22 protein-coding genes are annotated in these 24773 nt (G+C 44.5%); 9 read left to right on the top strand and 13 right to left on the bottom strand.

Annotation, left to right across the window (positions count from 1 at the left end; genetic code table 11):
• Positions 1-3: 3 nt before the first annotated feature.
• The 5 genes from R7190_RS05250 to R7190_RS05270 all read right to left on the bottom strand — a co-directional run bounded on the left by R7190_RS05250 (position 4) and on the right by R7190_RS05270 (position 4981).
• Positions 4-615 (bottom strand): CDP-alcohol phosphatidyltransferase family protein, encoded by a 612-nt coding sequence (locus R7190_RS05250; protein WP_033905112.1) that lies wholly within the window; start codon positions 613-615, stop codon positions 4-6.
• The gene (locus R7190_RS05255; protein ID WP_017634892.1) at positions 608-1255 is read right to left on the bottom strand and encodes an ATP-binding cassette domain-containing protein; all 648 of its coding nucleotides are present in this window, start codon (positions 1253-1255) and stop codon (positions 608-610) included. Before R7190_RS05255 ends, R7190_RS05250 begins: the two co-directional genes overlap by 8 nt.
• A complete protein-coding gene (locus tag R7190_RS05260) occupies positions 1221-2930 on the bottom strand; it encodes an ABC transporter permease (protein WP_213986320.1) in 1710 nt (569 codons plus the stop codon). The genes R7190_RS05255 and R7190_RS05260 overlap by 35 nt, the downstream gene beginning before the upstream one ends.
• Positions 2931-2939: 9 nt before the next feature.
• A complete protein-coding gene (locus tag R7190_RS05265) occupies positions 2940-4100 on the bottom strand; it encodes an ABC transporter substrate-binding protein (RefSeq protein WP_005378079.1) in 1161 nt (386 codons plus the stop codon).
• A gap of 434 nt (positions 4101-4534) precedes the next feature.
• A complete protein-coding gene (locus R7190_RS05270) occupies positions 4535-4981 on the bottom strand; it encodes an META domain-containing protein (protein ID WP_005378077.1) in 447 nt (148 codons plus the stop codon).
• A gap of 184 nt (positions 4982-5165) precedes the next feature.
• Here R7190_RS05270 and R7190_RS05275 point away from each other — a divergent pair, with 184 nt between their 5' ends.
• Complete coding sequence (locus tag R7190_RS05275; protein WP_005378062.1) at positions 5166-5414, top strand: DUF1289 domain-containing protein; 249 nt, start codon at positions 5166-5168, stop codon at positions 5412-5414.
• A gap of 135 nt (positions 5415-5549) precedes the next feature.
• Here R7190_RS05275 and R7190_RS05280 read toward each other — a convergent pair whose 3' ends face one another.
• Together R7190_RS05280 and ushA are read right to left on the bottom strand one after the other, a co-directional pair.
• Positions 5550-5771: a hypothetical protein gene (locus R7190_RS05280; protein WP_005386686.1), complete on the bottom strand. Its 222-nt coding sequence runs from the start codon at positions 5769-5771 to the stop codon at positions 5550-5552.
• Positions 5772-6186: 415 nt separating this feature from the next.
• A complete protein-coding gene (gene ushA, locus R7190_RS05285; protein ID WP_017634888.1) occupies positions 6187-7875 on the bottom strand; it encodes a bifunctional UDP-sugar hydrolase/5'-nucleotidase UshA in 1689 nt (562 codons plus the stop codon).
• A gap of 751 nt (positions 7876-8626) precedes the next feature.
• On the opposite strand from ushA, the gene R7190_RS05290 reads away from it, so the two are divergent.
• Complete coding sequence (locus R7190_RS05290; protein WP_017634886.1) at positions 8627-9142, top strand: GNAT family N-acetyltransferase; 516 nt, start codon at positions 8627-8629, stop codon at positions 9140-9142.
• Positions 9143-9289: 147 nt separating this feature from the next.
• Here the strand turns inward: R7190_RS05290 and rplY are convergent, their stop codons facing one another.
• From rplY to R7190_RS05315, 5 genes are all read right to left on the bottom strand, one after another.
• Entirely contained in the window at positions 9290-9568 is a 279-nt protein-coding gene (rplY, locus tag R7190_RS05295) for a 50S ribosomal protein L25 (protein WP_005378066.1), read from the bottom strand.
• Between the two features lie 284 nt (positions 9569-9852).
• Positions 9853-11202 (bottom strand): ATP-binding protein, encoded by a 1350-nt coding sequence (locus R7190_RS05300; RefSeq protein WP_137281869.1) that lies wholly within the window; start codon positions 11200-11202, stop codon positions 9853-9855.
• Positions 11192-11851, bottom strand: coding sequence for a response regulator transcription factor (locus R7190_RS05305; RefSeq protein ID WP_238952273.1), 660 nt, complete (start codon positions 11849-11851; stop codon positions 11192-11194). Before R7190_RS05305 ends, R7190_RS05300 begins: the two co-directional genes overlap by 11 nt.
• A gap of 76 nt (positions 11852-11927) precedes the next feature.
• A complete protein-coding gene (locus R7190_RS05310; RefSeq protein WP_372036143.1) occupies positions 11928-12293 on the bottom strand; it encodes a PepSY domain-containing protein in 366 nt (121 codons plus the stop codon).
• Between the two features lie 155 nt (positions 12294-12448).
• Positions 12449-14200 (bottom strand): DEAD/DEAH box helicase, encoded by a 1752-nt coding sequence (locus R7190_RS05315; RefSeq protein ID WP_021707635.1) that lies wholly within the window; start codon positions 14198-14200, stop codon positions 12449-12451.
• A 121-nt stretch (positions 14201-14321) separates the two neighbouring features.
• Here R7190_RS05315 and rsuA point away from each other — a divergent pair, with 121 nt between their 5' ends.
• From rsuA to R7190_RS05330, 3 genes are all read left to right on the top strand, one after another.
• Positions 14322-15023 carry a 16S rRNA pseudouridine(516) synthase RsuA gene (gene rsuA, locus R7190_RS05320; protein WP_005388670.1) on the top strand — a complete coding sequence of 234 codons (702 nt, stop codon included), beginning with the start codon at positions 14322-14324 and terminating at the stop codon, positions 15021-15023.
• A gap of 437 nt (positions 15024-15460) precedes the next feature.
• A complete protein-coding gene (locus R7190_RS05325) occupies positions 15461-16663 on the top strand; it encodes a Bcr/CflA family multidrug efflux MFS transporter (RefSeq protein WP_318137525.1) in 1203 nt (400 codons plus the stop codon).
• Positions 16663-17325: a DUF2913 family protein gene (locus R7190_RS05330; RefSeq protein WP_318137526.1), complete on the top strand. Its 663-nt coding sequence runs from the start codon at positions 16663-16665 to the stop codon at positions 17323-17325. The genes R7190_RS05325 and R7190_RS05330 overlap by 1 nt, the downstream gene beginning before the upstream one ends.
• A gap of 30 nt (positions 17326-17355) precedes the next feature.
• Here the strand turns inward: R7190_RS05330 and R7190_RS05335 are convergent, their stop codons facing one another.
• Positions 17356-18807, bottom strand: coding sequence for a DUF2867 domain-containing protein (locus R7190_RS05335; RefSeq protein WP_213876563.1), 1452 nt, complete (start codon positions 18805-18807; stop codon positions 17356-17358).
• A 94-nt stretch (positions 18808-18901) separates the two neighbouring features.
• On the opposite strand from R7190_RS05335, the gene R7190_RS05340 reads away from it, so the two are divergent.
• The 4 genes from R7190_RS05340 to R7190_RS05355 all read left to right on the top strand — a co-directional run bounded on the left by R7190_RS05340 (position 18902) and on the right by R7190_RS05355 (position 24695).
• Positions 18902-20278 (top strand): MATE family efflux transporter, encoded by a 1377-nt coding sequence (locus R7190_RS05340; protein WP_033905119.1) that lies wholly within the window; start codon positions 18902-18904, stop codon positions 20276-20278.
• A gap of 187 nt (positions 20279-20465) precedes the next feature.
• Positions 20466-21137 carry an ABC transporter ATP-binding protein gene (locus tag R7190_RS05345; protein WP_005378040.1) on the top strand — a complete coding sequence of 224 codons (672 nt, stop codon included), beginning with the start codon at positions 20466-20468 and terminating at the stop codon, positions 21135-21137.
• Complete coding sequence (locus tag R7190_RS05350; protein ID WP_005378038.1) at positions 21118-23571, top strand: ABC transporter permease; 2454 nt, start codon at positions 21118-21120, stop codon at positions 23569-23571. The genes R7190_RS05345 and R7190_RS05350 overlap by 20 nt, the downstream gene beginning before the upstream one ends.
• Positions 23571-24695, top strand: a complete 1125-nt coding sequence (locus R7190_RS05355; protein ID WP_025766852.1) for a lipocalin-like domain-containing protein — start codon at positions 23571-23573, stop codon at positions 24693-24695. The genes R7190_RS05350 and R7190_RS05355 overlap by 1 nt, the downstream gene beginning before the upstream one ends.
• Positions 24696-24773 lie beyond the last annotated feature (78 nt).

The following is a 24773-nucleotide window of genomic DNA, read 5'->3' on the forward strand; positions in this document are numbered from 1 at the left end:
GTATTAATGATCGTTAAGCGTATGAAACCCTGAATAAATACGTGTAAAAGTGGTAAACCAGCATGCCGCGCCAAAGATATATGCTATGACGGCAAAGTGTTGCGGTAGCAAACAAAATAAAACCAAACAGCCAATGGTTTCTGTACCTTCGGTTAAGCCGCTCATGTAGTAAAGCGATTTGTTTTTATATACCGGATTATCGATGCCTTGTTTTCCTGCCATGATGGCAAAAGCTAAAAAGCTACTACCAGTGCCGATGAAGGAAAAAATCAAAAATGCGCCTGCAACGGCATTGTGCTCTGGGTTGGCAAGCACAAAGCCAAAAGGAATCAACGAATAGAACAAAAAATCTAAGCTGATATCAAGAAAACCACCCGCATCGGTAATGCCTTGAATCCTTGCCAGTGCACCGTCTAACCCATCACAGATTCTGTTCAGCAAAATAAACAGCAACGCCAACAAGTACTGTTCGGCGATCAAAGCAGGCAGGGCAAAACAGCCAAGCACAAAACCAAATACTGTCGTCTGATTTGCAGTGATACCACATTTATCGAGATATGTCGCACTGAGTGCCAGCGGTTTGCGGATGAGCTTTATACTCAGGCTATCAAGCATGATTTTTCTCCCACGGCCAGTTTAGGCAGCGGCTGCCATCAGGAATATCGTCTTCATCGTGCGTTACCATCAAAGTAGGGATGTTCGCTTGCTGCAATTGTTCGAGCACCCAATTGCGAAATTGCACGCGCAGGTCTTTATCCAGCTTGCTATAGGGCTCATCAAGTAGCGCAACTTTCGGCTTTGCTAGCAGCATACGAGTCAATGAGATACGGGCACGTTGCCCTCCCGAAATTTGGTCAGGAAAGGACTCTGCTAGTTTGGTCAATGAAATGTTCTTCAGTGCTTGCATAGCGTGAGCTTTACGCTCTTCACCTTTGATTGAGTTTGGTAGCGCGAAGGCAAGGTTCTCCCACACCGTTAAATGAGGGAAGAGCAAATCTTCTTGGAATAGAATACCGACCTGACGCTTATGGGCAGGGAGGGCATCCAACTTTTCGTTATCAAGCGTAATGGATCCAGAGTAGTTGAACTCGGCGGATAGGTGCCCGGCAATGGCATCCAACAAAGTGGATTTACCACAACCGCTAGGCCCCATCAGGGTAACGATTTCACCTTTTTCTACGGTCATGTTGAACGCTGAAAAAAGCGCGTCGCCATTGGTTTTACGGATGGCGAGGTTTTCGAGACAAAGACTCATTCAGTAGTAAACCTTTTATAGACAAGCGGCGATACTTCCTGTGCAAGTGGCTAAGCAGTATCGCAAAAGAAAAGAACAAGAATGGCAGCAGAGCTTGCCAAATGGCGTAAATAGCGGTGACACGTCGGTCAAAACCACTGGATAGTGCAACGGCTTCGGTTGTGATGGTGCTAATGCGCCCAGCCCCTAGCACCAATGTTGGTAGGTATTGCGCCAGGCTGACACTAATACCGACAGCCCACGCGAATGCAATTGCAGGCAGGAGGATTGGCAGTTTCACTTTTAACCAAGCTTGCATCGGTGATTTACCCAAGCTGAGTGCGACGCGAGTTAAGCCGTTATCGAAGCTGCGCCACGGACCGTCTAGCGAGAGGTAAATAAATGGGAACGCAAAGAATACATGCGCCCAACATACCCAAAAGAAATACGCATTACTGTTTAAGTACAGCGTCACTACTTGCATACCGAATAGCACGGATAGCTGAGGAATCAGCATTGGGATGGCGATGATGTAACCGGGCACCTGCCAGCGATAACGGAGACGATACTCATGTGCTATTAAAGCAAGAACTAGCGCGACAGTCGCGCTGATTAGGGCGATTGACATACTTTGTTCTAGAGTCCCTAGAATACTGTGCCATTCGTATTCCCAAAAACGCAGGCTGTAACGGCTTGGGAGCAAATCTGGAAAGCGCCAACGTTGGGCAAAGCTCCACAGCACCATGAGTGGAATCATTAGAAGTGCAAGTAGCGCGACCAGTGAAAATAGGGTTTTACCGGGTAAACGAAACCCGTTTCGACCAGAGTACTGCCAGCGTTTGAACCCTTTGGTAATACACCATTCCATTAAGCGTGCAAATCCAATCAAAAGGCTTGCGAACGCAAACAGTATTACTGCGCCAGCGGCCGCTCTTGGTAGGAGCGATAAATCTGGATCGTTAAACCATTGCCATACCAAAACCGCAAACGTGGGTGGGTTGGTAGGGCCAATAATCAGGGCGACATCGACAACGGACAAACTGTAAGCCAATACCGCCAGCATTGGGAAACGAAGTTTTGCTAACCATTGCGGAAATACGCATTTCCACCACGCTTGCGCGGAACTGTAGCCCATCGAGTGACTGACTTTTTCAACCTTATCGACTTTCAATTGCTGAAGGATCGGAATACTCATCAACAATAAAAACGGCACTTCTTTAATCGCAAGCATGATGACCAAACCGAGTGCATGTGGGTCCTTAATCAGCAATGCTAAGTCATTCACCGTTTGTGCATTCGGGTCGTAACCAAACAGTTGGTTGAGAACACGAACGCCCATACCAGTTGGGGCAAACAAGAACGCAAAGCCAATTGCAAACGCGACGTGCGGCATCGCGAGAAGTGGGGAAAGGCTAACTTCAATTTTTCGCCAAAACTTACTGCCCCAAGAGGCTTGTAGAATTGCAAATGCGATGAAGCAAGCCAAGTAGCTACTGAAAATGGCGGAGTAGAAAGTAAGCCCGATGGATGTCCAAACACCTTCCCAATCAAAGACGGCATTGAAGCCATCAAAAGAAAAGTGGTGTAGACCGATAGGAGGTACATAACCGAGCGCAGAGACCACCACTCCAAGTAGTCCCGGAATGGTAGGCAAAATACAAACTGCGATAATGACTAAATACAGCGCTCTTAACATGGATTCTTACTAATTCCCGTAGCGTTTCAACCATTCTTTTTCCAACGCCGCTTGCCAACTTGGATGTGGCTCAGCGATAGATTTGAATTGTTGAGTGTTTTTGGCCGAACCAGTTAGGTATTGGTTGCTTAGTACCGAAGGGTCGCCCCAGATGTTTAGGTTACCTTTGCGAGACTGTGCTTCAGGGCTCAATAAAAAGTTTATCGCAACTTGTGCACCAGCACTGGCATTTGCGTTCCAAGGAATCGCTAAAAAGTGGATATTTGAGAGTGCTCCTGCGTCCATTGCGTACGCTTTGGTGCTCTCTGCAAGATTACCGCTCGACTGCGCAGAGAAAACCGCGTTCGGGTTAAAGGTAATCGCCAGGTCAGTCTGACCATCATCTAGTAGCTGAAGGGTTTCTGCTGTACCGCCTGGAAACTGCTTACCACCGCGCCAAGCGACTTTATGGAACTCATCTAGATAAGACCACAGCGGTTGAGTGACTTGTTCAAACGTGTCATCGGTAACTGGTTGTTGCAGCTCAGGGGCGTTGTTAGACAGTTCAATGAGTAATGCTTTGATAAAGCTTGTGCCATGAAACTCTGGTGGTCGAGGGTAAGTCAGGCGATTCGGGAACGCTTTTGCATAGCTCAGCATTTCTGAGAATGATTTTGGAGGGTTATGGAGGGTTTGCTCGTCATGGATAAACACTAATTGTCCTACTCCCCAAGGTGCTTCTAGACCTTCTGTTGGCTCGGAGAAGTCCACATCAATTGGTAGAGATTTATCCACATATTGCCAGCTTGGCAAACCTTCGACAAAAGGACCAAATAGCAATTGGTTATCCTTCATTGATTTGAAGTTTTCGCCATTGATCCAAACCATATCAACACTACCACCGCTGTTTTTGCCTGCCGCTTTTTCTGCGATAAGTCGAGTAGTGGTCTCAGAAATATCAGTTACTTTAACGTGGTTTAGCGTCACGTTATAACGTGATTTTAGCTCTCTACTCGCCCACTGTATGTAGCGATTAATTTCTTGGCTCCCGCCCCAAGCATGAAAGTAGACGGATTGCCCGTCGGCTTGCTGTTCGATTTTTTGCCATTCGCTATTCACTGATGAATCGGCAAAAGAAGGTGTCGCAAAAGTCGTGGCTAAAATGCCAATGCTGCTGAGTAGCTTTTTCATATCTATTCCGTGTTATGTCTTTTGGTGCTTGCTTTCGTTTCTATTGATGTTTTCGCAAGTCGTTCCGCTCTGTTACAAGGATAGTAATTCATCTCTCTCTATTATCAATGCCAATCCCAAACGGAATCACTTATTGATTCAAAGAATTACTCTCAATGTGAAGCAAAACGAAGAAAGGACAAATTTGGTGTCATTTAGGAGCGGACCGTTTGTTTGAGGATATTCTTTCAAGTAATTGAAAATTATTGTCCCCAGAGATATGAATAGGTTGTTTTACAGAGCAAAATTGATGTCTAAAGCATGGAATTGAGGGCGAAAAGAGAAAGAAAGTTGGCCATTTAAATGACTTTAGCATGCATGACTAACGATTCATCGATATAAAAAAGCAGCCGTCTGGCTGCTTTCAAAATACTATTTGGTTTACTTAGTTGGGATTAGTTTACCCAGTCACGTAGTGTAAACGTCAATTCGTGATCGGCACTTTTCAGAACAAGACCATCTTTAGTTAGCGTGATATCGCTCCAGTTAGATAGTGTTTGTGTCATTGCGTTTTCGATCTTCATTTGATCTTCCATACACATCTTCATGGTCATGCCCATTTTTTCGATGCGTAGTTGGTTGTTTTTCAGCTCGGCTTGACCGAAGAAGTTGTTACAACCTGCGTTGCCGTTTGCGGTTAGATTTTCACCGATTTCTAGGCGAGCAGCTTTTTGGTGTTCGTCTAGAACGATATTTTTGCCATCAACTTGAACAAGTTCCCAGTTGTGGTGCTGCAAATCTTGAGCCGTTATTTCTTTCACATCATCACCGTTGCTAGCACAAGCAGTCATAAGAACAGGGAGAGAGATTGCTGTAACTAACGTTTTTAGGCTAAGCTTCATTTTATAGACTCCGTTTTTATATACGCGGTAAGTATAAGTAATAAAACACTGTTTTTGTCAGCATAAGGTTATGGTTTCGTATGTTTTTGACATAACGAAGTATATAGCAGATTTTGTTGCTGACTAATCTTCTCATTATTTAAACTAGGCCAATACGCCCTAATATGGAAAGAGCGGTTTTAGTATGGAGCAACTGGAGTTTTTTACTGTCCCAAGCCCTTGTGTTGGAGTATGTACCTCCGATGAAAAAGGGTATTGCAAGGGATGTATGAGAAAGAGAGAGGAAAGGTTTAATTGGCTTAACTTAACCCCCGCTCAGCAGTTGCACGTTATTAAGTTGTGTCGTCAAAGGTACAGAAGAAAGATGTTGGCGGGGAAGACGAAGCCAGAACAGCTTCAAGATGAGTCATCGCCTCAACAAGACTTATTCTAGAACTCTTGTTCAGTCTGTGGTGTTACGCCTTCGCTTTCGGTTCTGCTTAGGCTTTGACATATTCCCGGTCCTGCAAGGTGTCCTTTAAGAACCGGGAATCTCTTATCCATTTTCCCTATAAAGCGGTAATTGGCGTTATTTCATCGACCAACGGTCGCTAACCCAGCCTCCCGCTTGTTCGTCGAAGTGATTTCCTGAAAATCGATGATTGAATTCAACATCTAATTTACTTGTTGGGCGTTCATCCATGAGTTGATGAATGTATCTCGCCATAGGATCCGTACAAGCTTCACGCTCTCTACGGGTAACTACTTCTTTGATCATTTGGAGTCTGTAGCTATTGCTGGCTCGTTTCATTTTTGACCTCCAGAACTCGATGGCAGCAGTTTGAACACATTGACGTCCAGATCGCTGCTCATTAGTGTGCGCGTGGAGGCACATCACCATCGTTTGAAGTCCAAAGACAAATTGTTTGAGAGCAGTGTTTGTAACGCCATTCACATCTTTCTCAGAATCATTGACTGTGCGATTAAAAATGTTTCGCGAAATTTAGCCGATGAACCTGCATATTTAAAAGACCTTATCAAACATAGAAGCCCAACACAGGGGCGTCAATAACACAAATGAACAATTTTTGAACATATTGTGAAGGTGGCGAGTTTTCAGTAATTTATCGAAAATAAAAAACCGAAGCACAAAGCTTCGGTTTTGAGGAAAGCCCTGACGAAATTGCTTGTAAAAGCTCTTAGTGCCAGGGGTAAGGTGTTGAGTATTAGCTACCAGATGCAGGACAGCCTTTTACTGGTTGGCCATTACTGAAGTACTTGATGTTCTCTAAGTTCTTGTTGTAGTTATCCGCAGAGATTTGTGGGTTGTTTACGAAGAACTCGCGCAAAACGTATGCATCGGTTAGCTGTGTAGATTGAACATCGATGATTGGATAGTTATCGCCACCAGCAGCACTGAAGCTGATTACAGAGAATGTGTACGTTGCGTCTAGATCGAAGCCTTTATTGTTAATATCGGTAATGGTTACTGAGCCAGCATCACAATTTACATCTAAAGTGATGTTATCTAGTTGAGCGTAAGCACCAGAGCCTGCAGATTTCGTCGCAACCACATCTAAGTATTCTTTAACTTCTTTACCTGTCATAGTTGCTTTAGTCACGAAGTTACCAAATGGCTGAACCGTTAGTACGTCACGGTAAGTGATATCACCATCTTGGATTGAATCACGCACGCCGCCAGAGTTCATCACACCAAAGTCAGCATTTACCGTTTTGTAAGTACGGTATGCCTCGCCGAGTAGGTGACCTAGGTTAGTTTGTTGAGAGCGAACTACGTTACGATCACCTTCTAACTTACCCGTCGTATTAGAAATCTTCTCATCTAATAACTCTTGACCTTGTTGTTGGTATGGCAGTAGTAACGCTTTTACCGTTGCATCTTGTTGAATTCGTTCACCGATAACTTCATCGTTTTCGTCTAGAAGGTTTACAGGAATCAGTGCGTAATTCGCTAAGTGAAGCTTGCCGTCGTAGTATTCGAAGTCTGCACGACCCACATATTTACCCCACTCATGCGCTTGCATAATCCAAGTGCCTTTTTGTTGGTCTGGGGCACAATCATCCCCAGGTTTGAAATCAGCATACTCATTGGTACCTGGTTCCATACATACAGGGTTTTGCGAGTGACCACCAATGATAGCGTTTAGCTGTCCTTCTTCAAGAGAGCGAGCGAGTTTCACGTCACCTGGTGCTTCACTACCGTTTTTACCATCTTCGTAGTGACCCATGTGCGTCGTTGCAAATACTAGGTCTACCTTTTCGTTCTCTTCGATTTCCTTCAGTACCTTTTTGATTTCTACTTGAGGGTCTTCGAAGTGGATGTTTGATACGTTGTCTGGATTGACTAGCTTCGCAGTGTCTTGCGTTGTTAGACCAATAACAGCGATCTTAAGGCCGTTGATAGTAAATACTTTGTAAGGGTCGAAGTAACGCTCGTTTGTATCTTTTTTATAGATATTCGCAGCCAGCATAGGGAAGTCAGCTAGCTCGGCTTGCATATCGAGAATATCTAGTGAGTTATCAAATTCGTGGTTACCGACAGCCATTGCATCGTAACCAAGTAGGTTCATCCCTACGAAGTCTGGAACCGCATCTTGCATGTCTGATTCTGGTACGCCGGTATTAATATCACCGCCAGATAGCAGAATGGTTTCACCGCCTTTTGCTTCGACTTCTGCGCGGATAGATTCGATTAAAGTGTGACGCGCAGCCATGCCGTATTCGCCGTCGCTGTTATGCCAAAAGCGACCATGGTTATCGTTAGTGTGGAGAACGGTGAACTTAGTACAAGAATCTGCAGTCTCGCAGGTTACTGGAGAATTGTCGCTGTCTGAGCCGCATCCTGCTAGCGCAGCGCCAACTGCCACTACCAAAAGAGATTTGGAAAACTTCATAAGGGATCCTTTCTTTGTGATTTTGTTATTGTTACGGCGTGAAATATACGGAATTAATGTGAAACTTTAGTGATCTATCTCTTATTTATACTTCTATCGGAGAAATGAATTAATAAGCCTGCAAACTACGTCTATAAATAAACAGAATTGGTATTTAGTATTTATTTTATATAGCTAGCTCTATTTTTTGTGAGGTAGTTAATTGAATGTGTGTTGTTTGTGTGAATCAATGCGCATTTTTGCGAAGTATTACGCTGATTTTGGTGATAATTTTGCCAAGTTTATGTTTTCCCTAATAGGTATGACACAAATCGTTATAAATTTTCGCTCTAATGATGAGGGGCTCGGTTTGTATGCATAATGAACAGCACAGAATTGAAACTCATTTGATTATGGCTTTATTCTGCCTAACTCTATCAAAAATTGTATTTATCTCTTTACTATAATTGCGATCGTTTAGAAACCTTATGCTTTAGGCATCGTTTATTTATCCTCATCCGATACCTTATCGTGCTTATTCCGCATTTGACACTCGAGTGTTTAAACAAATAGATTCAACCTAATGAGTCAAAATGAAAAGTAAATAATGGATCGTTCTTCTTCGAATATTATGATGTGAACTATCATTTAATTAATGAAAATGAAATGGATTAATGTAAAGCGTTGCGACTGTAGCTGTTATCTTTGAGCTTTGGTTTAAAGGGTAGGGTTAAAAGAATTTGTAAGTGGTGAACGCTAATAAAGGATGCTTATGAGATACACAGTAAGGGACGCACTCAAAAAGGAAGCAGCCCAAATCGCCAAGATACACGTTGATTCTTGGCAGGTGGCGTATAAAGGATTAATGCCAAAGAGCTACATAGAGCAGTTTACGATTGAGCGTCGAGAAAGGATGTGGGCACGAGTGATGACGGAGCAACTGGCCCAATTGATCGTAGTTGAGAGGCAAGGAGAAATTGTTGGCTTTTTAAGTTACGAGTTACCTAACCACACCAGCGAAGATAAAACGGCATTAGTGACATGTTGCTACGTTACGCCGCTACATTATGGGCAAGGAGCAGGAAGTGCACTGTTAGATGAGTTAGAGACACGTTTGCTCTCTACGTCAGTTATGCAGATCAGTTTGAAAGCACTGGATACTAATCAACAGGGGCTTAACTTTTACAAGAAGTGTGGTTTTGTGCGTACTGGAGAGGAAGAGTCGGAAGTGATTGAGAGTATGACGCTGACCGATCTCACTTTAGTGAAGTATATTGCCCGCTCATAAATCAAATGCTATATGCCAAATATAGTAAAACCCCGGAGGTGGTAAGACTCCGGGGTTTTGAAATTTTTTAGATGTCTCGGTTGGTAAGTCCGATTATCTTTTATGCAAAAGGTTTGGATTTAATCCGATTAATTCCTTGGTAGGGAATTAGATGCGGATGAAGTCCATGTGTTCAACTTTTGGCTTGAACGCGTGACGTTGAACGTCTTGTGGCTTAACTTTAACTTCTTTGCCATCGATAACTAGAACGATGCCTTCGTAGAATTCAGGCTTGTCCATTTGGTTTACGATGTCGTCGTGGTTAAGAACGATAGCTACTGCTGCTTCTTCACCGCCGTATACAACTGCAGGGAATTTGCCAGCGTGACGTAGGCGGCGGCTCGCACCTTTACCTAGTTCAGTACGTACTACTGCTTCGAATTTCATAGTATTTACTCTCAAATTAGTAAAAATCAAATGTTCACAATCAACAATGCGACCTTGTTGTTCGTGGTAAAGCTTGAAACAGGAACTGTTCAAGCGAGCGCGGATACTATCATTCCACTTATAAATGGGCAACCCAAATCGTATCCAAATCAACAAAAAGGTATGATTTAGCGGGGTGGAAGGCTATCCCTTTTAACGCTTTGCTTGGATTTTGTTCACATCGACTTCATTTTCATCGGTTTACTGATCATGGTCCGAAAAACAAAGTTTATGTGTTATATGCTTTATGTTCGGCTGAGATGTAAGACTAAAGATGCTTTTAATCCACCTAAAGCGCTTGTATCCAATGTTAATTGACCTCGGTAACTGTGTGCCATTTCACTGACTATGTTTAGACCAAGACCTGAGCCAGGGGTTGTTTCATCCAATCTAACTCCTCTCTTGATTACTTGACTCAGTTTCTCTTTAGGGATGCCTGGCCCATCATCTTCAATAATGATGTGTATATTTTCCTTATCCTGAGAGGAGTGCACACGAATCATGCTGTTGGCCCACTTATAGCAATTTTCTAGCAAGTTACCTAGCATTTCATCGAGATCGGTCTGCTCTACTGCTACATTCAGCTCTGAATCAAGTTCATTAATTAAGGTAATGCTTCGGCTCGCATACACTTTATCAAACGCCATTGAGATAGCGTCCACACGATCTGCTGGGTTCGACTTCACTGATAATATGTTCATCGATCCGGCCATACGGGCACGACCCAAATGGTAATCGATATGGTCTTGTATTTGATTGATTGGAGCTCGGAGACGGGATTGTGCCTCAGGTTCTAACGTCTGAACTTCATTTTTTAGAACAGAAAGTGGCGTTTTAAGTGCATGAGATAGGTTACCTGCATGATTGCGAGCTCTCTCTAGTAATTCTTGGTAATGGAACAGCAGAGCGTTGAGGTCGAAGATTAGAGGAGAAATCTCTTTTGGGTAGGTTTCTTCTAGACTCTTTTTATTACCAGACTTCAGCTCGGCTAATTCTTTTTGTAGCTTTGTAAGCGGACTCAATGACCAAGCAATTTGCAGTAAAATGACGGTAAGTACGCCCGCGAATAATAAACCCAAAATAAGCCAAAGTTGGCCGATTAACGTCTGAAGGGTATTTTTAATGGGCTCTTCGTCAATACCAATAATAATGTGAATAGGACCATCGTAATCAGGAAGATACAGCGCTTTTTCTAGCGTAATTAGTTTTTCGCCTCTTGCTCCATACGCATCTTTATCCAAACCTTTGTATTCGATTTTTTTGTCCCACAACGAACGAGAACGTTCGAGGCTTGCCTCTGTAGAGGCGCTCCAATACAAACCACTGTAAGGTCGGTTAAATCGAGGGTCTGATAGCTGAGCTGCGAGTGAAAGATGCCCGGTGTTATCGACTTCTAACTGTGCGGCGACTTCATCCATAAAAATGCTGAGCTGTGAGCGAGTGTCATCAACCATATAGTTGTAGACCTGCGTCGGTATCGTCACACCAGCGGCGAGGATCATTGCCGTTAACCAAACGATCGCCGCTAAAACGAGGCGACTTTTGATACTCAGTCGTTTTATTGCGTTCAACGGTAGCCTGTTTCTATTCGGCATTTAATTGGTATCCCAACCCTCGGACAGTTTTGATGATCTTTGGTGCGATTTTTTTGCGAATTCGGCCGATAAAAACTTCGATTGTGTTGGAGTCACGATCAAAGTCTTGTTTGTAAATGTGCTCGACGAGTTCGGTTCGAGAAATCACTTTTTCCGGGTTATGCATAAAGTAAGCGACCACTTTATACTCTAGCGCCGTCAAGCTTATCGCTTGACCTTGCCACATGACTTTAGAAGTGCGTGTATCCAAGCTCAAGTCGCCAATTTGCATCACAGGAGAGGCATTACCAGAGGCTCTTCGAAGCTGTGCACGAATACGAGCGATAAGCTCAACCATTTCAAATGGTTTAGTTAGGTAATCGTCTGCACCTGCGTTTAAGCCTTCAACTCGCTGCGTTAGGGTGTCGCGAGCGCTTAGAATCACGACAGGAGTATTAATGTTTTCATCTCTGATGCCTTTTAGGACGGTAAGACCATCCAGTTTTGGCAAGCCGAGGTCAAGAACAATGGCGTCCCATTCTTCCGAAGTCGCGCGATACAGAGCGTCTATGCCATCTTGGGACAATTCTGGTACCCAGCCGGTACTTTCTAATGTTTCGATGATTTGCTCGCCTAAACGAGGATCATCTTCAACAACAAGTATTTTCATATTGATGATTCTTATTATGTTTGGATTTTTATCGAAGTAAGCTACGCATCGTGTCTGGATGACGCATTAGACAAGTTTAGTTGTTTTGCGGCTTTAACGCTTTGTTAAAGCTGCGACCTTTGATCTCAAGCATTTCTAGCGTGGCGGCGTCGTACTCAACTTTCAGGACGCTGTTGTTGTACAGAATTTTCAATTCATACACCCAAGCATCATCATCTTCTTCAAGCTCGACCTTGATGATTCGGCCGTATAGGTCGTTTTCTACTGCGGCGTAAAGTTCCGAAAATGGTCGTATATATCCTTGTTGAACCGCGCGATAGACCTCATCTTGATCTTCATCGAATTCGATGCGTGTTCCTGGCTTTTCGACATCTTGCACGATGGCGTGGCCATTTTGTGATGTGTACTCGTTGTCATGCTTGGCAAAACTTGGTGCACACATGAATGTCGCAATAAGGCCGAAAAGTAACGCAGAATGTAGAGAAGTCGTTGCTTTATACATAGTCAAACCTTTTCTGGAGCGTTAGCCGCAGTATATCGGATATAGATGAACAGAGAGTGAATCAGCTAATTAAGTTTTGCCATGTGTTGTGGATGTTATTTCAACTCATCTTCAAAAATTTTATCTCGCAGCTTCCAAAAGCGACCAGATTTTCTAGCAATAACAAACTGAGGCAAACGGAAACGATGTTGATTAGCGACAACGCGTGTCGGTGAAGCCTCTTCAAAAGGGCGATGCTTGTCTGCTAAGTGGGGGCGTACGAACTGATCTTTAAACGTTTGTTTTTGTTTTTTGGTACTCAATGACCAAAACTCATGAACTAACGCATTGCCTTCGCCTTGGTATGGTTCACCAGAATACGTCACCTTTAGCTGAGATTTACCATCACTGGACTTAAATACAGATAGGTCCATTTCTGTGCATTCAAAGATTAATGCATCTTTGAGATTAAGGGCTTCTTTTAGCTTTTTATCTGGGTCTACGAGCGTCGCATCACACTCATGACAAATTCGTGCAGCGATATCGTTGTCTGCACCACATTCACCGCAGTATTTGGCACGAAAACGGTAGCCACAGTGTTCACGTTCGCCTGTGTCTTCATCTTCAAAGTAACCTTGGCAACGTCTGCCAAAATGTTCAACCAAGAAACCGTTACTATCCAACTTACCCCAGAAGTTGTTATTGAATCCGCAAGCCGGGCAAGGAATCGTGATAATTTCACTGTCAGAGTCTGGTTTGGGATCACCGACTTCAGGTTGGTATAAATCGTAGCTGTTGCCTGCGTAATCAAGCACTAAACATTCTGATTTTCCGTCTGATAAGCGTAATCCTCGTCCTACTATCTGTTGGTACAGACTGACTGACTCTGTTGGTCGCAAAATCGCGATTAAATCGACATGCGGCGCATCAAACCCGGTTGTCAGTACCGAAACATTGACTAAGTATTTTATTTGACGATTCTTGAACGCTTGGATGATCGCATCGCGCTCCGGCGTAGGTGTATCACCAATGACGATTTCAGTTTCGCCTTCTGGCAATAAACTGTGTATCTCCTGTGCGTGTCGAACAGTTGCAGCGAAGATCATGACACCTTGACGCTCTTTCGCATATTGCATGATTTGCTCAACAATTTGTGGAGTCGCACGTTTGGCTTTATCGATCACCATGTCCATTTCTGCTTCTTTGTAGCGTCCGGTGTTAGCGGGCTTCAGCTGAGAGAAGTCGTAAGACAAAACGGGCGCATCCATCATGCGGGCTGGAGTGAGGAAGTTTTCGTCGAGCAAGTAACGGATCGGCAGTTCGAAAATACAATCGCGGAAGAATCGAGGCTCTTCGGTTCGCACTTGACCTCGGGTGTGATACTGATAAATCCAGCCCATTCCTAAACGATAGGGCGTTGCAGTTAGTCCTAGCACCTTAATGCCAGGGTTCAGTTCTCGTAAGTGAGTAATAACTTTTTGGTAGCTGCTGTTTTTGTCATCTGGCACACGATGGCACTCATCAATAACGAGCAGAGAAAACTGGTTTTTGAACGAATCTAAGTTACGTACGACCGATTGAACCGAAGCAAACACGACTTGCTGGTCAGTTTCTTTTCGTCCCAATCCTGCTGAGAAGATGGAACCTTTTAAACCATAACCTTCATACTTTGCGTGGTTTTGCTCGACCAGTTCTTTTACGTGGGCGAGGACTAACACTCGTCCTTTCGCAAGGCGAGCAAGTTCTGCGATCACCAAGCTTTTTCCTGCACCGGTTGGCAGCACGATCACTGCTGGTGTCGAGTGTTTACGAAAGTAATGAATAACGGCTTTAACCGAGTCGGCTTGATAAGGACGAAGTGTGTACATGAAAATATGTGAAATTGCTCAACTATTCGAACGAGGAACGCTATAATACCTGACTTTTATACCCAAGTGACCTTTAAACCAAGATTTAGAGATCACTTGGGTATAATTCAATGAGGTATTCATGCGTTTAGATAAATATTTGTGTGACGCTCTGGGTGCAACACGCAAACAGGCAACAAAGATCATCAAAAGTGGAGACATCACTGTTGACGGTGAGGTTCAAAAAAGTGGTGCATTTAAAGTACCTAAAGGTGCGGAAGTGATGTGGGAAGACCGTGTTATTGGTGCTCCTGGTCCTCGTTACATTATGTTGTATAAGCCTGCTGACTTTGTTTGTTCACATGAAGATGGCTACAACCAAACTGCATTCGCATTGCTTGATGAGCCTAAAATTGAAAACCTTCACTTTGCGGGCCGATTAGATGTCGACACAACTGGTTTAGTGTTGATTACGGATGATGGTAAGTGGTCTCACCGTATTACCTCACCTAAGCATAAGTGTGAGAAAACGTACCGTGTTTGGCTCGTCGATGCTATTCAGCCTGATTATGCGGAAAAGCTCGAACAAGGCATCATTTTGCGCAATGAATCAGAAGCAACATTGCCTGCTCGTTTGGAAATCGTGAACGAGGCCGAGAATGAAGTATTGTTAACTATCGTGGAAGGTAAGTATCACCAAGTGAAACGTATGTTCGCGGCGTTAGGAAATAAAGTTGAGTACTTACATCGTGAGCGTATTGGTTCTATCGAACTTGATGAGGCACTAGAACCAGGTGATTATCGCTACCTCACGCAAGAAGAAATCGATTCTATTTGGAATTAATTGTCGGCATGGGAAATTCTTTAGTTCCTAATAGGAACTAGTCTTTTGGTAGGAATTGGCTCAAAATAAATTTTCCTACCAAAATTAGTGCCTAGACAATTCCGGTGTGCTTACTCATCTCAGTGATACGCCTTTGCATTTAGCTGAGGCATGCATACTCTTATTGCAAAGCCTTCGGCTACGGTGAATGGAATGATGGTGTCAACGCCATCATTTTTACTGCATTGTGTTTGTTTCCCATAAACACATTTCGCTTTCACATGCTTTTCTATGTCGAGTTCGTCAAGGTCACTCCTTGGTACATATTTGCCCTTATGATTCTCGAACGTTGGATAGAACAGGTTTTTGGCTTCTACATTCAGCGATATGAGAACTGTCCGTTATTTTCACTTTGTTCTGCAAGTATTGACGGTAGGGCTCCAACAAGAGGTAAAAGAATGACAGAAAAAGCTCAAAGTGCTCCGCAATCCCAAATCAGTTTTCTATTGTTTCTGGTACTAGGAGCGATTGGTGCTTTGACGCCTTTGGCGATCGATATGTATTTGCCTGCGATGCCGACAATTGCGAAAGATTTGGGGGTCGCGCCTGGCGCGGTTCAGATTACGTTGACGGCTTATACCGCGGGTTTTGCGATCGGCCAGTTAATTCACGGGCCGCTCGCCGATAGCTTTGGTCGCAGACCTGTGTTGATTTTAGGCGTACTTTTCTTCGGCTTGGCTGCCGTTGTGAGTGCGACAACAAATGGCATTGATGCGCTGACCTATGTACGTACGGCACAAGGTTTTGCTGGCGCGGCAGCGGCGGTCATTATCCAAGCCGTCGTGCGTGACATGTTTGACCGTGAAGACTTTGCACGCGCAATGTCCTTCGTTACTCTGGTCATTACTATTGCGCCGTTGGTGGCACCGATGATCGGTGGCCATCTCGCGATTTGGTTTGGTTGGCGTTCCATTTTTTGGGTACTAGCTATTTTCGCTGTAGTTGTGATTTTTCTCGTACTTTGGAAAATCCCTGAAACGTTACAGCCTGAAAATCGTCAGCCTCTTCGTTTCCGCACGACGCTGAGAAACTACGCCAGATTATGCTCCAATCCTGAAGCGATCGGTTTGATGCTCTCAGGTGCGTTTTCATTTTCCGGAATGTTTGCATTTTTGACGGCGGGTTCGTTTGTTTATATTGATTTATATGGTGTTCGACCAGACCACTTTGGTTACCTATTTGGTTTGAACATTGTGGCGATGATCATCATGACCAGTATTAATGGTCGCTTGGTGAAGAAAGTTGGTTCCCATGCCATGCTTCGTTTTGGGTTGCTCGTGCAACTTTTGGCGGGGATTGGTTTATTCGTAAGTTGGTTAATGGACTTCGGATTATGGGGCATTGTGCCTTTTGTTGTGCTGTTTATCGGTACATTGTCGACGATAGGTAGTAACGCGATGGCGCTGCTTTTAAGTGGTTACCCATCAATGGCGGGTACGGCGTCGTCTCTAGCGGGGACATTAAGATTCGGTATCGGTTCATTGGTTGGTGCGCTGGTGGCATCACTGCCCGGGAATGTTGCTTGGCCGATGATCATCGTGATGTTTGCTTGTTCTGTGCTTTCAGCACTGTTTTATTGGACTTTAGGAAGAAAGGCGTAATGTCGAATTACACCAAAGAAATTCAAAACTTGGTTAACTCAGCACTTGAAGAGTTAGCTCAAGAGCATCGCTCAGGTAAGTTAGCCAATGCCCCTGTTGCGAATAACCATTATTTAGTGCGTTGGGTAACAAAGGCGCTAAAATCACAACGCTTCGGACGTACAGTGGGCGATGACTTAACGCGTTGGCAAAAAGCAGGTCGCTCAAAGGGGAACGATGCTGGTTTGTTGTTTATCTTCAAGCGTATTTCTGCTTTTTATGCGCAATTCTTCCCTGAAGGTGAAGACTCCAAAGTGTTCAAAGATTCAGATATTGAGTCTTTTCTTGATTTGATGGAGCAAGCAGGCTGGGAAGTCTCAACATCTGAGCAACTGATTGGGTGCGGCAAAGTACAAATCTTCACTGAAGGTCAAAACTCTTTAGCGTTATGTGCAGACCAATGCGAAAGCTGTTTTGATGGCGAGTTGCTCGTAAAGCCAATGAGTTGGTTTGTACGCGGCAATCATGCTGAGTTTGTTGAGAAAGCAGCGCAAGCGGGCTTTATGGTACATAAGGTAACAGACTACAAATCGATGGTGAAATACCATGGCGAGTACCTTATTTTTCCAGCAAACGAAGGCAACCAGTTAGCCGAAATTCCACTCTCGTTCAAAGCTGACTAAAGTGACATTGTGAGTGTTTAGAAGCCCCTGTTATTGGGGCTTTTTGTTTTCTAAACGGTTTGCTTCTTTCGCGATGGCTTTGACCATGCCTTTAAATATGAAAAGATGGGCTGGCATCATTGCAAACCAATAAAGCAGCCCAAGAAACCCTTGCGGGTGCCACCAGGCGGTAATATCCAGCTCTCGTTCGTCACCGAGATCTTTGATGGTAATTTCTAAACGCCCAAGGCCTGGGCCTTTCATACCAAAAAACAGTGAAAGAAACTGATTATTATCGCAGCGAATCACTTTCCAAGAGTCAATAAAATCACCGACTTTAAGCTCTGGTCCAGGAGGAGAAACGCGAATCGGTTTTCCGCCACCAAAAAAGATATCGAGCCATTCACGTGTACGCCACAAGATGTTGGCAAAGTAATAGCCTTTTTCGCGACTCCCGATCTTTTGCGCCACTTTCCATAATGCCGCAGCGGAGGCATGAGTTTTAATGCTCGCTCCAGCTTGTTTTGGGTAATAGCCATATCCTGGTTGCCATCGACGAAGCGCTGCGGGTTCAAACCCCCAGACATTACTGCGTACAAATGTGCCTTCATCTTGAATGGTATCAGTTACCGCTTGCTCGTAGCTGATCAGCGTTTGAGGAAATCGTTCTTCAATCGCTTTGGAGTTTGCAATGTAGTCGTGTTCTAAGCCCGCAAGTAATGCTTTACCGATACTAGTTGGCACTGAGGTAACTAAACCTAGCCAGTACGATGCCATTTTCGGAGTAAGTAGCGGGGTCGACCACAGTCGATACGGCTTGTTGGTGATTAGGCAAATGACTTTGAACTGTTCGCGGTAGCTAAGTGTATCTGGCCCACCAACTTCATAAATTTGACTTTCTTCTGGAGAGGGGGCTTCTGCTAACTTCAACAAATAGTGGTTGAGATTGGGCAAGGCAATAGGGTTCGCTTTTGAGTCGACCCATTTAGGCGCGATCAAAATAGGTAAGTTGTAGACAAAGTCACGCATGATTTCGAAAGCAGCAGAGCCGGGGCCGATGATAACGCCTGCACGCAATTCAGTTACTGGAATACCAGACTGTCGAATTATTTTTCCCGTGGCTTTACGAGCGGCTAAATGGCGAGAGTTTCCGGTTTGAGGTTGAATGGCACTCAAATAGATAACATGCTCGACGGAGCTTTGTTCCAACGCATATTTGAAGTTCAAAGCAAGGTTTAGTTCGTACTCAACAAAGTCATCACCTTGAGCCATCCCGTGCACGAGAAAAAAGACTAAATCAAAATCGTTCACTACAGCCTTCGTGGTCTCTGCGTCAGCCAAGTCGAGATACCTTAACGTTAAATTAGGGTGAGGCTGAGTTCTTGACTCTAAATAATCAATATGTCGCGCCGCTGCTGTGACGGCGTAACCTTTATCTAAAAGTAACGGAAGAAGTTGAGAGCCAATGTAACCCGAGGCGCCTAGCACCAACACCTTTTTCATTATCTGTCCTTTTATCGTTGGTGGAATAAACACCACAGAGTATAATCATGAGACACTTTCCCCATTCTATCAATAAGTTGTCGTTGGAGCGCTTGTGACTTTTCTTTCTCAACTCTCAATACACGCAGATAAAGCATTCTTACGTCGTTTATTTGCAATCGCGTTACCAATTACACTGCAAAGCATGATGTTTTCAAGCCGAAGCCTCGTCGATGTTCTTATGCTTGGTCAACTTGGCGAAGCAGAAATTGCCGCAGTTGGAGTTGCTGCGCGCGCGACTTTCGTCACCACCATCATGTTAGTTGGGGTGACAACGGGCGGTGCGTTGTTAACTGCTCAATATTGGGGGGCTGGCGATAAAGTTGGGGTGCGTCGCAGTACCGCTTTAACATGGATGATCGCAATGATGTTTGCTGCGATTGCTGTTGCTTTGTTTGTTGTTTTTCCACAGCCTATCATGAGCTTGACTACCGATTCACAAGAAGTGATTGAATTAGGGGCCAGCTATCTCATTATTTCGTCGGTTAGCATGTTTGCTGTTGCATGTGTGGCCAGTATGTCGGTGGGCCTAAGGGCGATGCACCAACCAGGCCTAAGCACTTTTTTTAGTGGTATAGGCATTTTATCTAATGTGTTTCTTAACTGGGTTTTAATTTTTGGTCAATTAGGCTTTCCTGCTCTGGGTATTACGGGAGCAGCGATCGCAACGGTAATCAGTGGCGCGATCGAAGTAGGTTGCTTGTTTGGTTATCTATGGTTGAAAAAACACATAATCGCATTTGGTTGGGATGATATACGCGCAGGATTGGTCTTAGATAAAATTACGCGTTTCTTGAGCCTCTCTTTGCCAACCACATTTAACTTCTTGGCGTGGGCTGGTGGGCTGTTTGCTTATCATGCCATCATGGGGCAAGCAGGTGTACAAGGTTTGGCGGCACTTTCCGTAATGACACCTGTAGAGTCGATCGCATTGGCGATGATGATTGGTTTATCGAATGCGGCTGCAGTTCTAGTCGGGAACCAGCTCGGCGCTCGTAATTTTGAACCCGTTTATTATCAAGCATGGGCTACGGTCATTTTGAATGTGCTTATCGCATTTGTGGTCGCCGTCTTGTTGATAGTGTCAAATCAATGGATCCTTAATGCGTTTAGTGCGCTGACGACAGACACTCGCGAGTTAGCTGAACAGTTTATGGTGATTCTAGCGTTGGGTGTCGTGCTACGCTCGGTGCCGATGATGGCGATTGTTGGTGTATTACGTGCGGGCGGTGATGTTAAGTTTTGTTTGTATCAAGACATCTTGGCGCAGTGGGTGATCGGGATTCCACTCGCAGCATTTGCAGCGATTTATCTCAATTGGGATCCACAATGGGTTTACTTACTCTTTTTGACGGAAGAAGTTGTGAAGTGGGCGATTTGCTTGCCAAGAATGGTTAGCCGAAAATGGATGAGAAACCTGATTGGCCAGTAAAGAGGAACAGAGTTTATTTTGGCTGCAAAAATCTGCTCAAAACGTCAACAAAATTAGCAACAGAAAGTGAATCGAGTTGCATTTGTACTTCCATAGTGTGATCAAGCATTCAAAATACTTTCTACTAACAGGATTTTAGTGTAGATTCTGATCCCAATTTTTAAACACCATCCGAGCGGCATAATCAATGTTAAAACTGTCAGACCTATGTAAAGGCTATGTAGACGGGGGAGAGTTTCACCCTGTATTACAAGGGGCAGAATTAACATTGCAGCAAGGTGACCAAGTCGCTCTGATGGGAGAAAGTGGTTCGGGTAAAAGTACTCTGCTGAATTTAATCGCCGGATTAGATACTGCTGACTCTGGTGAAGTGCAGTTTCCAAATTTTGCTATGCATGAAGCACCGGAGCATTTAAGAACCCTTTATCGCCGCAACAATATTGGGAATATCTTCCAACAATTCAACCTGCTTCCTACACTTAATATTGCCGACAATATTCGTTTTTGTCGTCAGTTAAAAGGTCTGCCGGAAGATAAAGAGTTGTGGCGTCAAATTCTTTCTGCTTTGGACTTAATGCCATTACTAGGACGTTATCCGGAAGAGGCGTCTGGTGGTCAGCAACAACGTGCGGCGATTGCTCGTGCACTCTATATGGAACCCAAAATCCTGCTTGCTGATGAGCCAACTGGTAGCCTAGATGAGCGAAACGCAGAAGCAGTAATGCGCTTACTAACGAGTCTCGCTCGCCAACTGGAGTGTACTTTGCTGTTAGTGACGCACAGTGAAAAAGTGGCCGCCCATATGGAAGGAAAGATTCGACTTCAAGGAGGGCAGCTACATGTTATGGCCCGTAGTTAAGGCACTACTCGGTCATTACCGTCGTTACCCTCTACAAATTATTCTTGTCTGGCTGGGATTAACTTTAGGCGTGTCCCTCCTTGTTGGTGTTACTTCTATCAACCAGCATGCAAAACAAAGTTATGCTACTGGGGAAAAGCTTTTCTCCAATCCTTTGCCATACCGAATCCGAACGAAGCACTCTGCCAATAAAATTCCTCAAGGTTTCTATATTCAGTTACGTCGAGCTGGGTTCAACCAATGTGCACCGTTTGACGTGCTTCATCTAGATGCCAAGACCGATATGAGCCTGATGTTGGTGGGGATAGATCCTGTCGCGATGATCCCACTACAACAAGGAAAATCGCTAGGTGAGATGCCTGTTTTATCACTAATGAAGCCTCCTTATCCTATTCTTGTTAGTCAAGATTTGGCCGCTTACATGAGTTGGCAGGATGGGGATTTCATTGAGATGAATGATGGAAGCCGTCTTGGGCCTATTCAAGTAGATAAGGACAAGATGCTTTCAGGTACTCGGCTGGTTACTGATATATCGTTGTTGCGTATGCTCAAGCGGAGCTCAGGTTTGTCTGCGATTTCTTGTGGCGAAATGCCAGAGGAAAAGCTAATAGCACTGAAAAACATGCTGCCAAACGGAATGACGCTTGTTAGGAATACGCGTACTGAGCTTGAGTCGCTAACTAACGCATTCCATATGAATCTCACCGCGATGGGAATGCTGTCGTTTTTGGTCGGGTTGTTTATTTTTTATCAAGCGATGTCTCTGTCTTTCATCCAGCGACAACGTTTGGTAGGTATTTTGAGACAGACTGGTGTTAACGGAACACAGTTAGCGCAAGCTTTATTACTAGAGTTGTCTTTGCTCGTCTTTATTGCGTGGGCGTGTGGTAACTTTTTTGGCTTGATCTTAGCAAATGAACTTATCCCAGCAGTGTCTTCGAGCCTGAGTGATTTGTATGATGCCAACGTAGGCTTAACCATAGGATGGTCATGGCAATCTAGCTTATACAGTCTAATCATGGCAGCGATGGGTGCGTTGATATCGTGTCTGTGGCCATTAATCCGTTTGTTGAAGTCACAACCAATCCGCCTTTCTTCTCGACTGTCGCTAATGCGATTTGCTGGAAGAGAGTTCTCTTGGCAGGCGCTTGCGGCATGTGCGTTTTGTGTCGCTGCAATAGCGGTGTATCAGGCGCCGAAAACACAAGAAACCGGCTTTGCTATTATTGCTCTGATGTTGGTTAGTGTGGCGTTGTTTATGCCATTTATTATGTGGCATATGTTCCAAAGTTTTTCTTATACCATGCGATGGGTTCGTGTCCGTTGGTTTTTTGCTGATGCAGCAGCCAGCATGAGCTATCGCGGTGTGGCTACGATGGCGTTTATGTTAGCGCTGGCGGCAAACATTGGTGTAGAAACAATGGTCGGAAGCTTTCGAGATACAACCGATAAGTGGCTAAATCAGCGATTAGCCGCTGATGTGTACATCTATCCGACCAACAATTCAGCCGCTAGGATGAGCGCATGGCTCCAGAATCAGCCAGAGGTGAACTCGGTTTGGTGGCGCTGGGAAAAAGATATGCCGACCGAGCATGGTGCTCTGCAAGTTGTGAGTACGGGCTCTTCTGAAGGTGAGTTAGACTCACTTACCGTCAAGTTAGGTGTCCCAAATTACTGGTATCAACTGCACGCTACCAAGAGCTTAATGGTCAGTGAGTCGATGGCCTTGAAGCTGGATATCCGCCCTGGCGATTTCATTAACTTGCAAGAACCGCTTGGTGGTGACTGGCAAGTCGTAGGCGTTTACTACGATTATGGAAACCCATATAACCAGGTGATGATGTCGCACCGGAATTGGCTGTATGCATTTGCAGGTACGGGTAATGTTGGTCTTGGCGTAGTATTAAAAGATAACGTCAATGGAGAAGGGCTGAAAAATCGCTTAGAGAATGTATTCCGTCTCCCGCAAGATCGTGTGTTTGATAACGGTAATATTTATAGCCAAGCAATGAGAGTGTTTGATCATACCTTTGCGATAGCAGGAACCTTGGGCAATATCACGCTGATTATTGCAGTGTTTGGTTTATTCTTTGCGACGTTGGCAGGAGAACTTTCACGGCAGCGGCATTTTTCCTTATTAAGGTGCATGGGTGTGTCCGGAAAAGAACTTGTCGTATTAGGTGGTTTGCAGCTATTCGTCTTCGGAGCCATTTCTGCGATTATTGCAGTGCCGCTCGGCTTGGCGCTCGCACATTTGATCGTTGATATTATCATTAAGCAATCATTTGGCTGGTCTCTAGAGCTTCAAACGATTCCATGGGAGTATGCTCAAACCATTGCTTGGGCGATGCTTGCCATCATGGTTGCTGGCGCATTGCCAGTTATTAGAATGATCAAAAGTACACCGATGAAGTCATTAAGGGACGCGTTGTAATGAAAAAAATGGGCTCTAAAAAACGCTTGTTGGTTTCAACGCTCATTGTTGTTACGTTCGCTTTTCTGACTGGGGCTGCTTTTTACTCAACTTTTTGGTTAGAGGCGACAGCAACACGAGAAAGCGAACTTGATTCTATCTTAACGCGTGAAAATCAAACGATTTTCGAGCCTGTACTACCTAATGAGCATGTCTCTTTACCCTCAGACTTTCGCTTTCATCCCGAGTACCAGCATGAATGGTGGCACTACTTTGCGAAGCTAAAAGATGAGCAAGGCAAGATCTACAATGTTCAATGGAGCTATTTCAGGGTTGCGACGGACGAGCGAGAAACCAGCGGTTGGCAGAACCCTCAATTGTACATTTCACATGTTGTCGTCAGTCATGGCTCGCATGTATGGAAAGAGCAACGGGTAGCTAGAGGAGGGATAGGCCAAGCTGGTATGATCAATCGTCCTTTCAGGTTATGGATTGATAATTGGACTTGGCGATCACTCGGTGCGACGCCTTTCCCGGGTAACTTGAATGTGAATACTGATACGTTTGGACTTGAGCTCAATACCATGACAAACGGCCCCTTTGTCGTGAATGGAGACAAAGGTTTCCAAGTTAAACATGCGTTGCAATCTGTTGCTTCTTTCAGCTTCAGTGCTCCATTTTTAAAAGTAAAAGGCAGCTTAAGCTTAAATGGTAAGCGATTCTTAGTGACGGGTTCTGCTTGGGCGCAAAAAGAGTGGGGCAGCGGCTTAATTGGTGAGGGGCAACAAGGCTGGGATTGGTTTGTTTTCAATTTAGATGATGGTCGAGCATTAACTGTTAGCCGTTATCGTCACCATGGGCAAACACCGCACGTGTTTGGCACGTTGTCGACACGCTCAGGTAAAGTCATCAACCTCTCAGACGATGATATCAGTATCAAGCCAATGCAAGTGACCAGTTTATCCAATGGAAGAAGGTTACCTTTGCAATGGATTATCAATATTCCGAAGCATCAAATTAATTTGACTACCCGCATTATCAAGTCAGATATGTGGCTACCCTTTGTAATACCTTACTGGGAAGGGCCTACTTTAGCCTCCGGCTCCAATGAGGCTTGGGGCTTTATGCAGCTGACAGGCTATTGAGTTGTGAAGAAAACCACCCCCTGCGGGTGGTTTTTTAGTGCGCGAAGCTTCCTGGCTTTTTCTCAAAAGTACGGGGTT

It is taken from the genome of Vibrio sp. 1078-1 (assembly GCF_033340475.1).

Excerpts from the sequence above, each read along its gene's own strand:
- rsuA (WP_005388670.1), top strand. The coding sequence starts at position 14,322 with ATGCGTTTAGATAAATATTTGTGTGACGCTCTGGGTGCAACACGCAAA.
- rplY (WP_005378066.1), bottom strand. The coding sequence starts at position 9,568 with ATGAAATTCGAAGCAGTAGTACGTACTGAACTAGGTAAAGGTGCGAGC.
- R7190_RS05270 (WP_005378077.1), bottom strand. The coding sequence starts at position 4,981 with ATGAAGCTTAGCCTAAAAACGTTAGTTACAGCAATCTCTCTCCCTGTT.
- R7190_RS05310 (WP_372036143.1), bottom strand. The coding sequence starts at position 12,293 with ATGTGTGCACCAAGTTTTGCCAAGCATGACAACGAGTACACATCACAA.
- R7190_RS05305 (WP_238952273.1), bottom strand. The coding sequence starts at position 11,851 with ATGAAAATACTTGTTGTTGAAGATGATCCTCGTTTAGGCGAGCAAATC.
- R7190_RS05275 (WP_005378062.1), top strand. The coding sequence starts at position 5,166 with ATGGAGCAACTGGAGTTTTTTACTGTCCCAAGCCCTTGTGTTGGAGTA.
- R7190_RS05280 (WP_005386686.1), bottom strand. The coding sequence starts at position 5,771 with ATGAAACGAGCCAGCAATAGCTACAGACTCCAAATGATCAAAGAAGTA.
- R7190_RS05250 (WP_033905112.1), bottom strand. The coding sequence starts at position 615 with ATGCTTGATAGCCTGAGTATAAAGCTCATCCGCAAACCGCTGGCACTC.
- R7190_RS05330 (WP_318137526.1), top strand. The coding sequence starts at position 16,663 with ATGTCGAATTACACCAAAGAAATTCAAAACTTGGTTAACTCAGCACTT.
- R7190_RS05255 (WP_017634892.1), bottom strand. The coding sequence starts at position 1,255 with ATGAGTCTTTGTCTCGAAAACCTCGCCATCCGTAAAACCAATGGCGAC.
- R7190_RS05300 (WP_137281869.1), bottom strand. The coding sequence starts at position 11,202 with ATGCCGAATAGAAACAGGCTACCGTTGAACGCAATAAAACGACTGAGT.
- R7190_RS05325 (WP_318137525.1), top strand. The coding sequence starts at position 15,461 with ATGACAGAAAAAGCTCAAAGTGCTCCGCAATCCCAAATCAGTTTTCTA.
- R7190_RS05315 (WP_021707635.1), bottom strand. The coding sequence starts at position 14,200 with ATGTACACACTTCGTCCTTATCAAGCCGACTCGGTTAAAGCCGTTATT.
- R7190_RS05290 (WP_017634886.1), top strand. The coding sequence starts at position 8,627 with ATGAGATACACAGTAAGGGACGCACTCAAAAAGGAAGCAGCCCAAATC.
- ushA (WP_017634888.1), bottom strand. The coding sequence starts at position 7,875 with ATGAAGTTTTCCAAATCTCTTTTGGTAGTGGCAGTTGGCGCTGCGCTA.
- R7190_RS05345 (WP_005378040.1), top strand. The coding sequence starts at position 20,466 with ATGTTAAAACTGTCAGACCTATGTAAAGGCTATGTAGACGGGGGAGAG.
- R7190_RS05335 (WP_213876563.1), bottom strand. The coding sequence starts at position 18,807 with ATGAAAAAGGTGTTGGTGCTAGGCGCCTCGGGTTACATTGGCTCTCAA.
- R7190_RS05355 (WP_025766852.1), top strand. The coding sequence starts at position 23,571 with ATGAAAAAAATGGGCTCTAAAAAACGCTTGTTGGTTTCAACGCTCATT.
- R7190_RS05265 (WP_005378079.1), bottom strand. The coding sequence starts at position 4,100 with ATGAAAAAGCTACTCAGCAGCATTGGCATTTTAGCCACGACTTTTGCG.
- R7190_RS05350 (WP_005378038.1), top strand. The coding sequence starts at position 21,118 with ATGTTATGGCCCGTAGTTAAGGCACTACTCGGTCATTACCGTCGTTAC.
- R7190_RS05260 (WP_213986320.1), bottom strand. The coding sequence starts at position 2,930 with ATGTTAAGAGCGCTGTATTTAGTCATTATCGCAGTTTGTATTTTGCCT.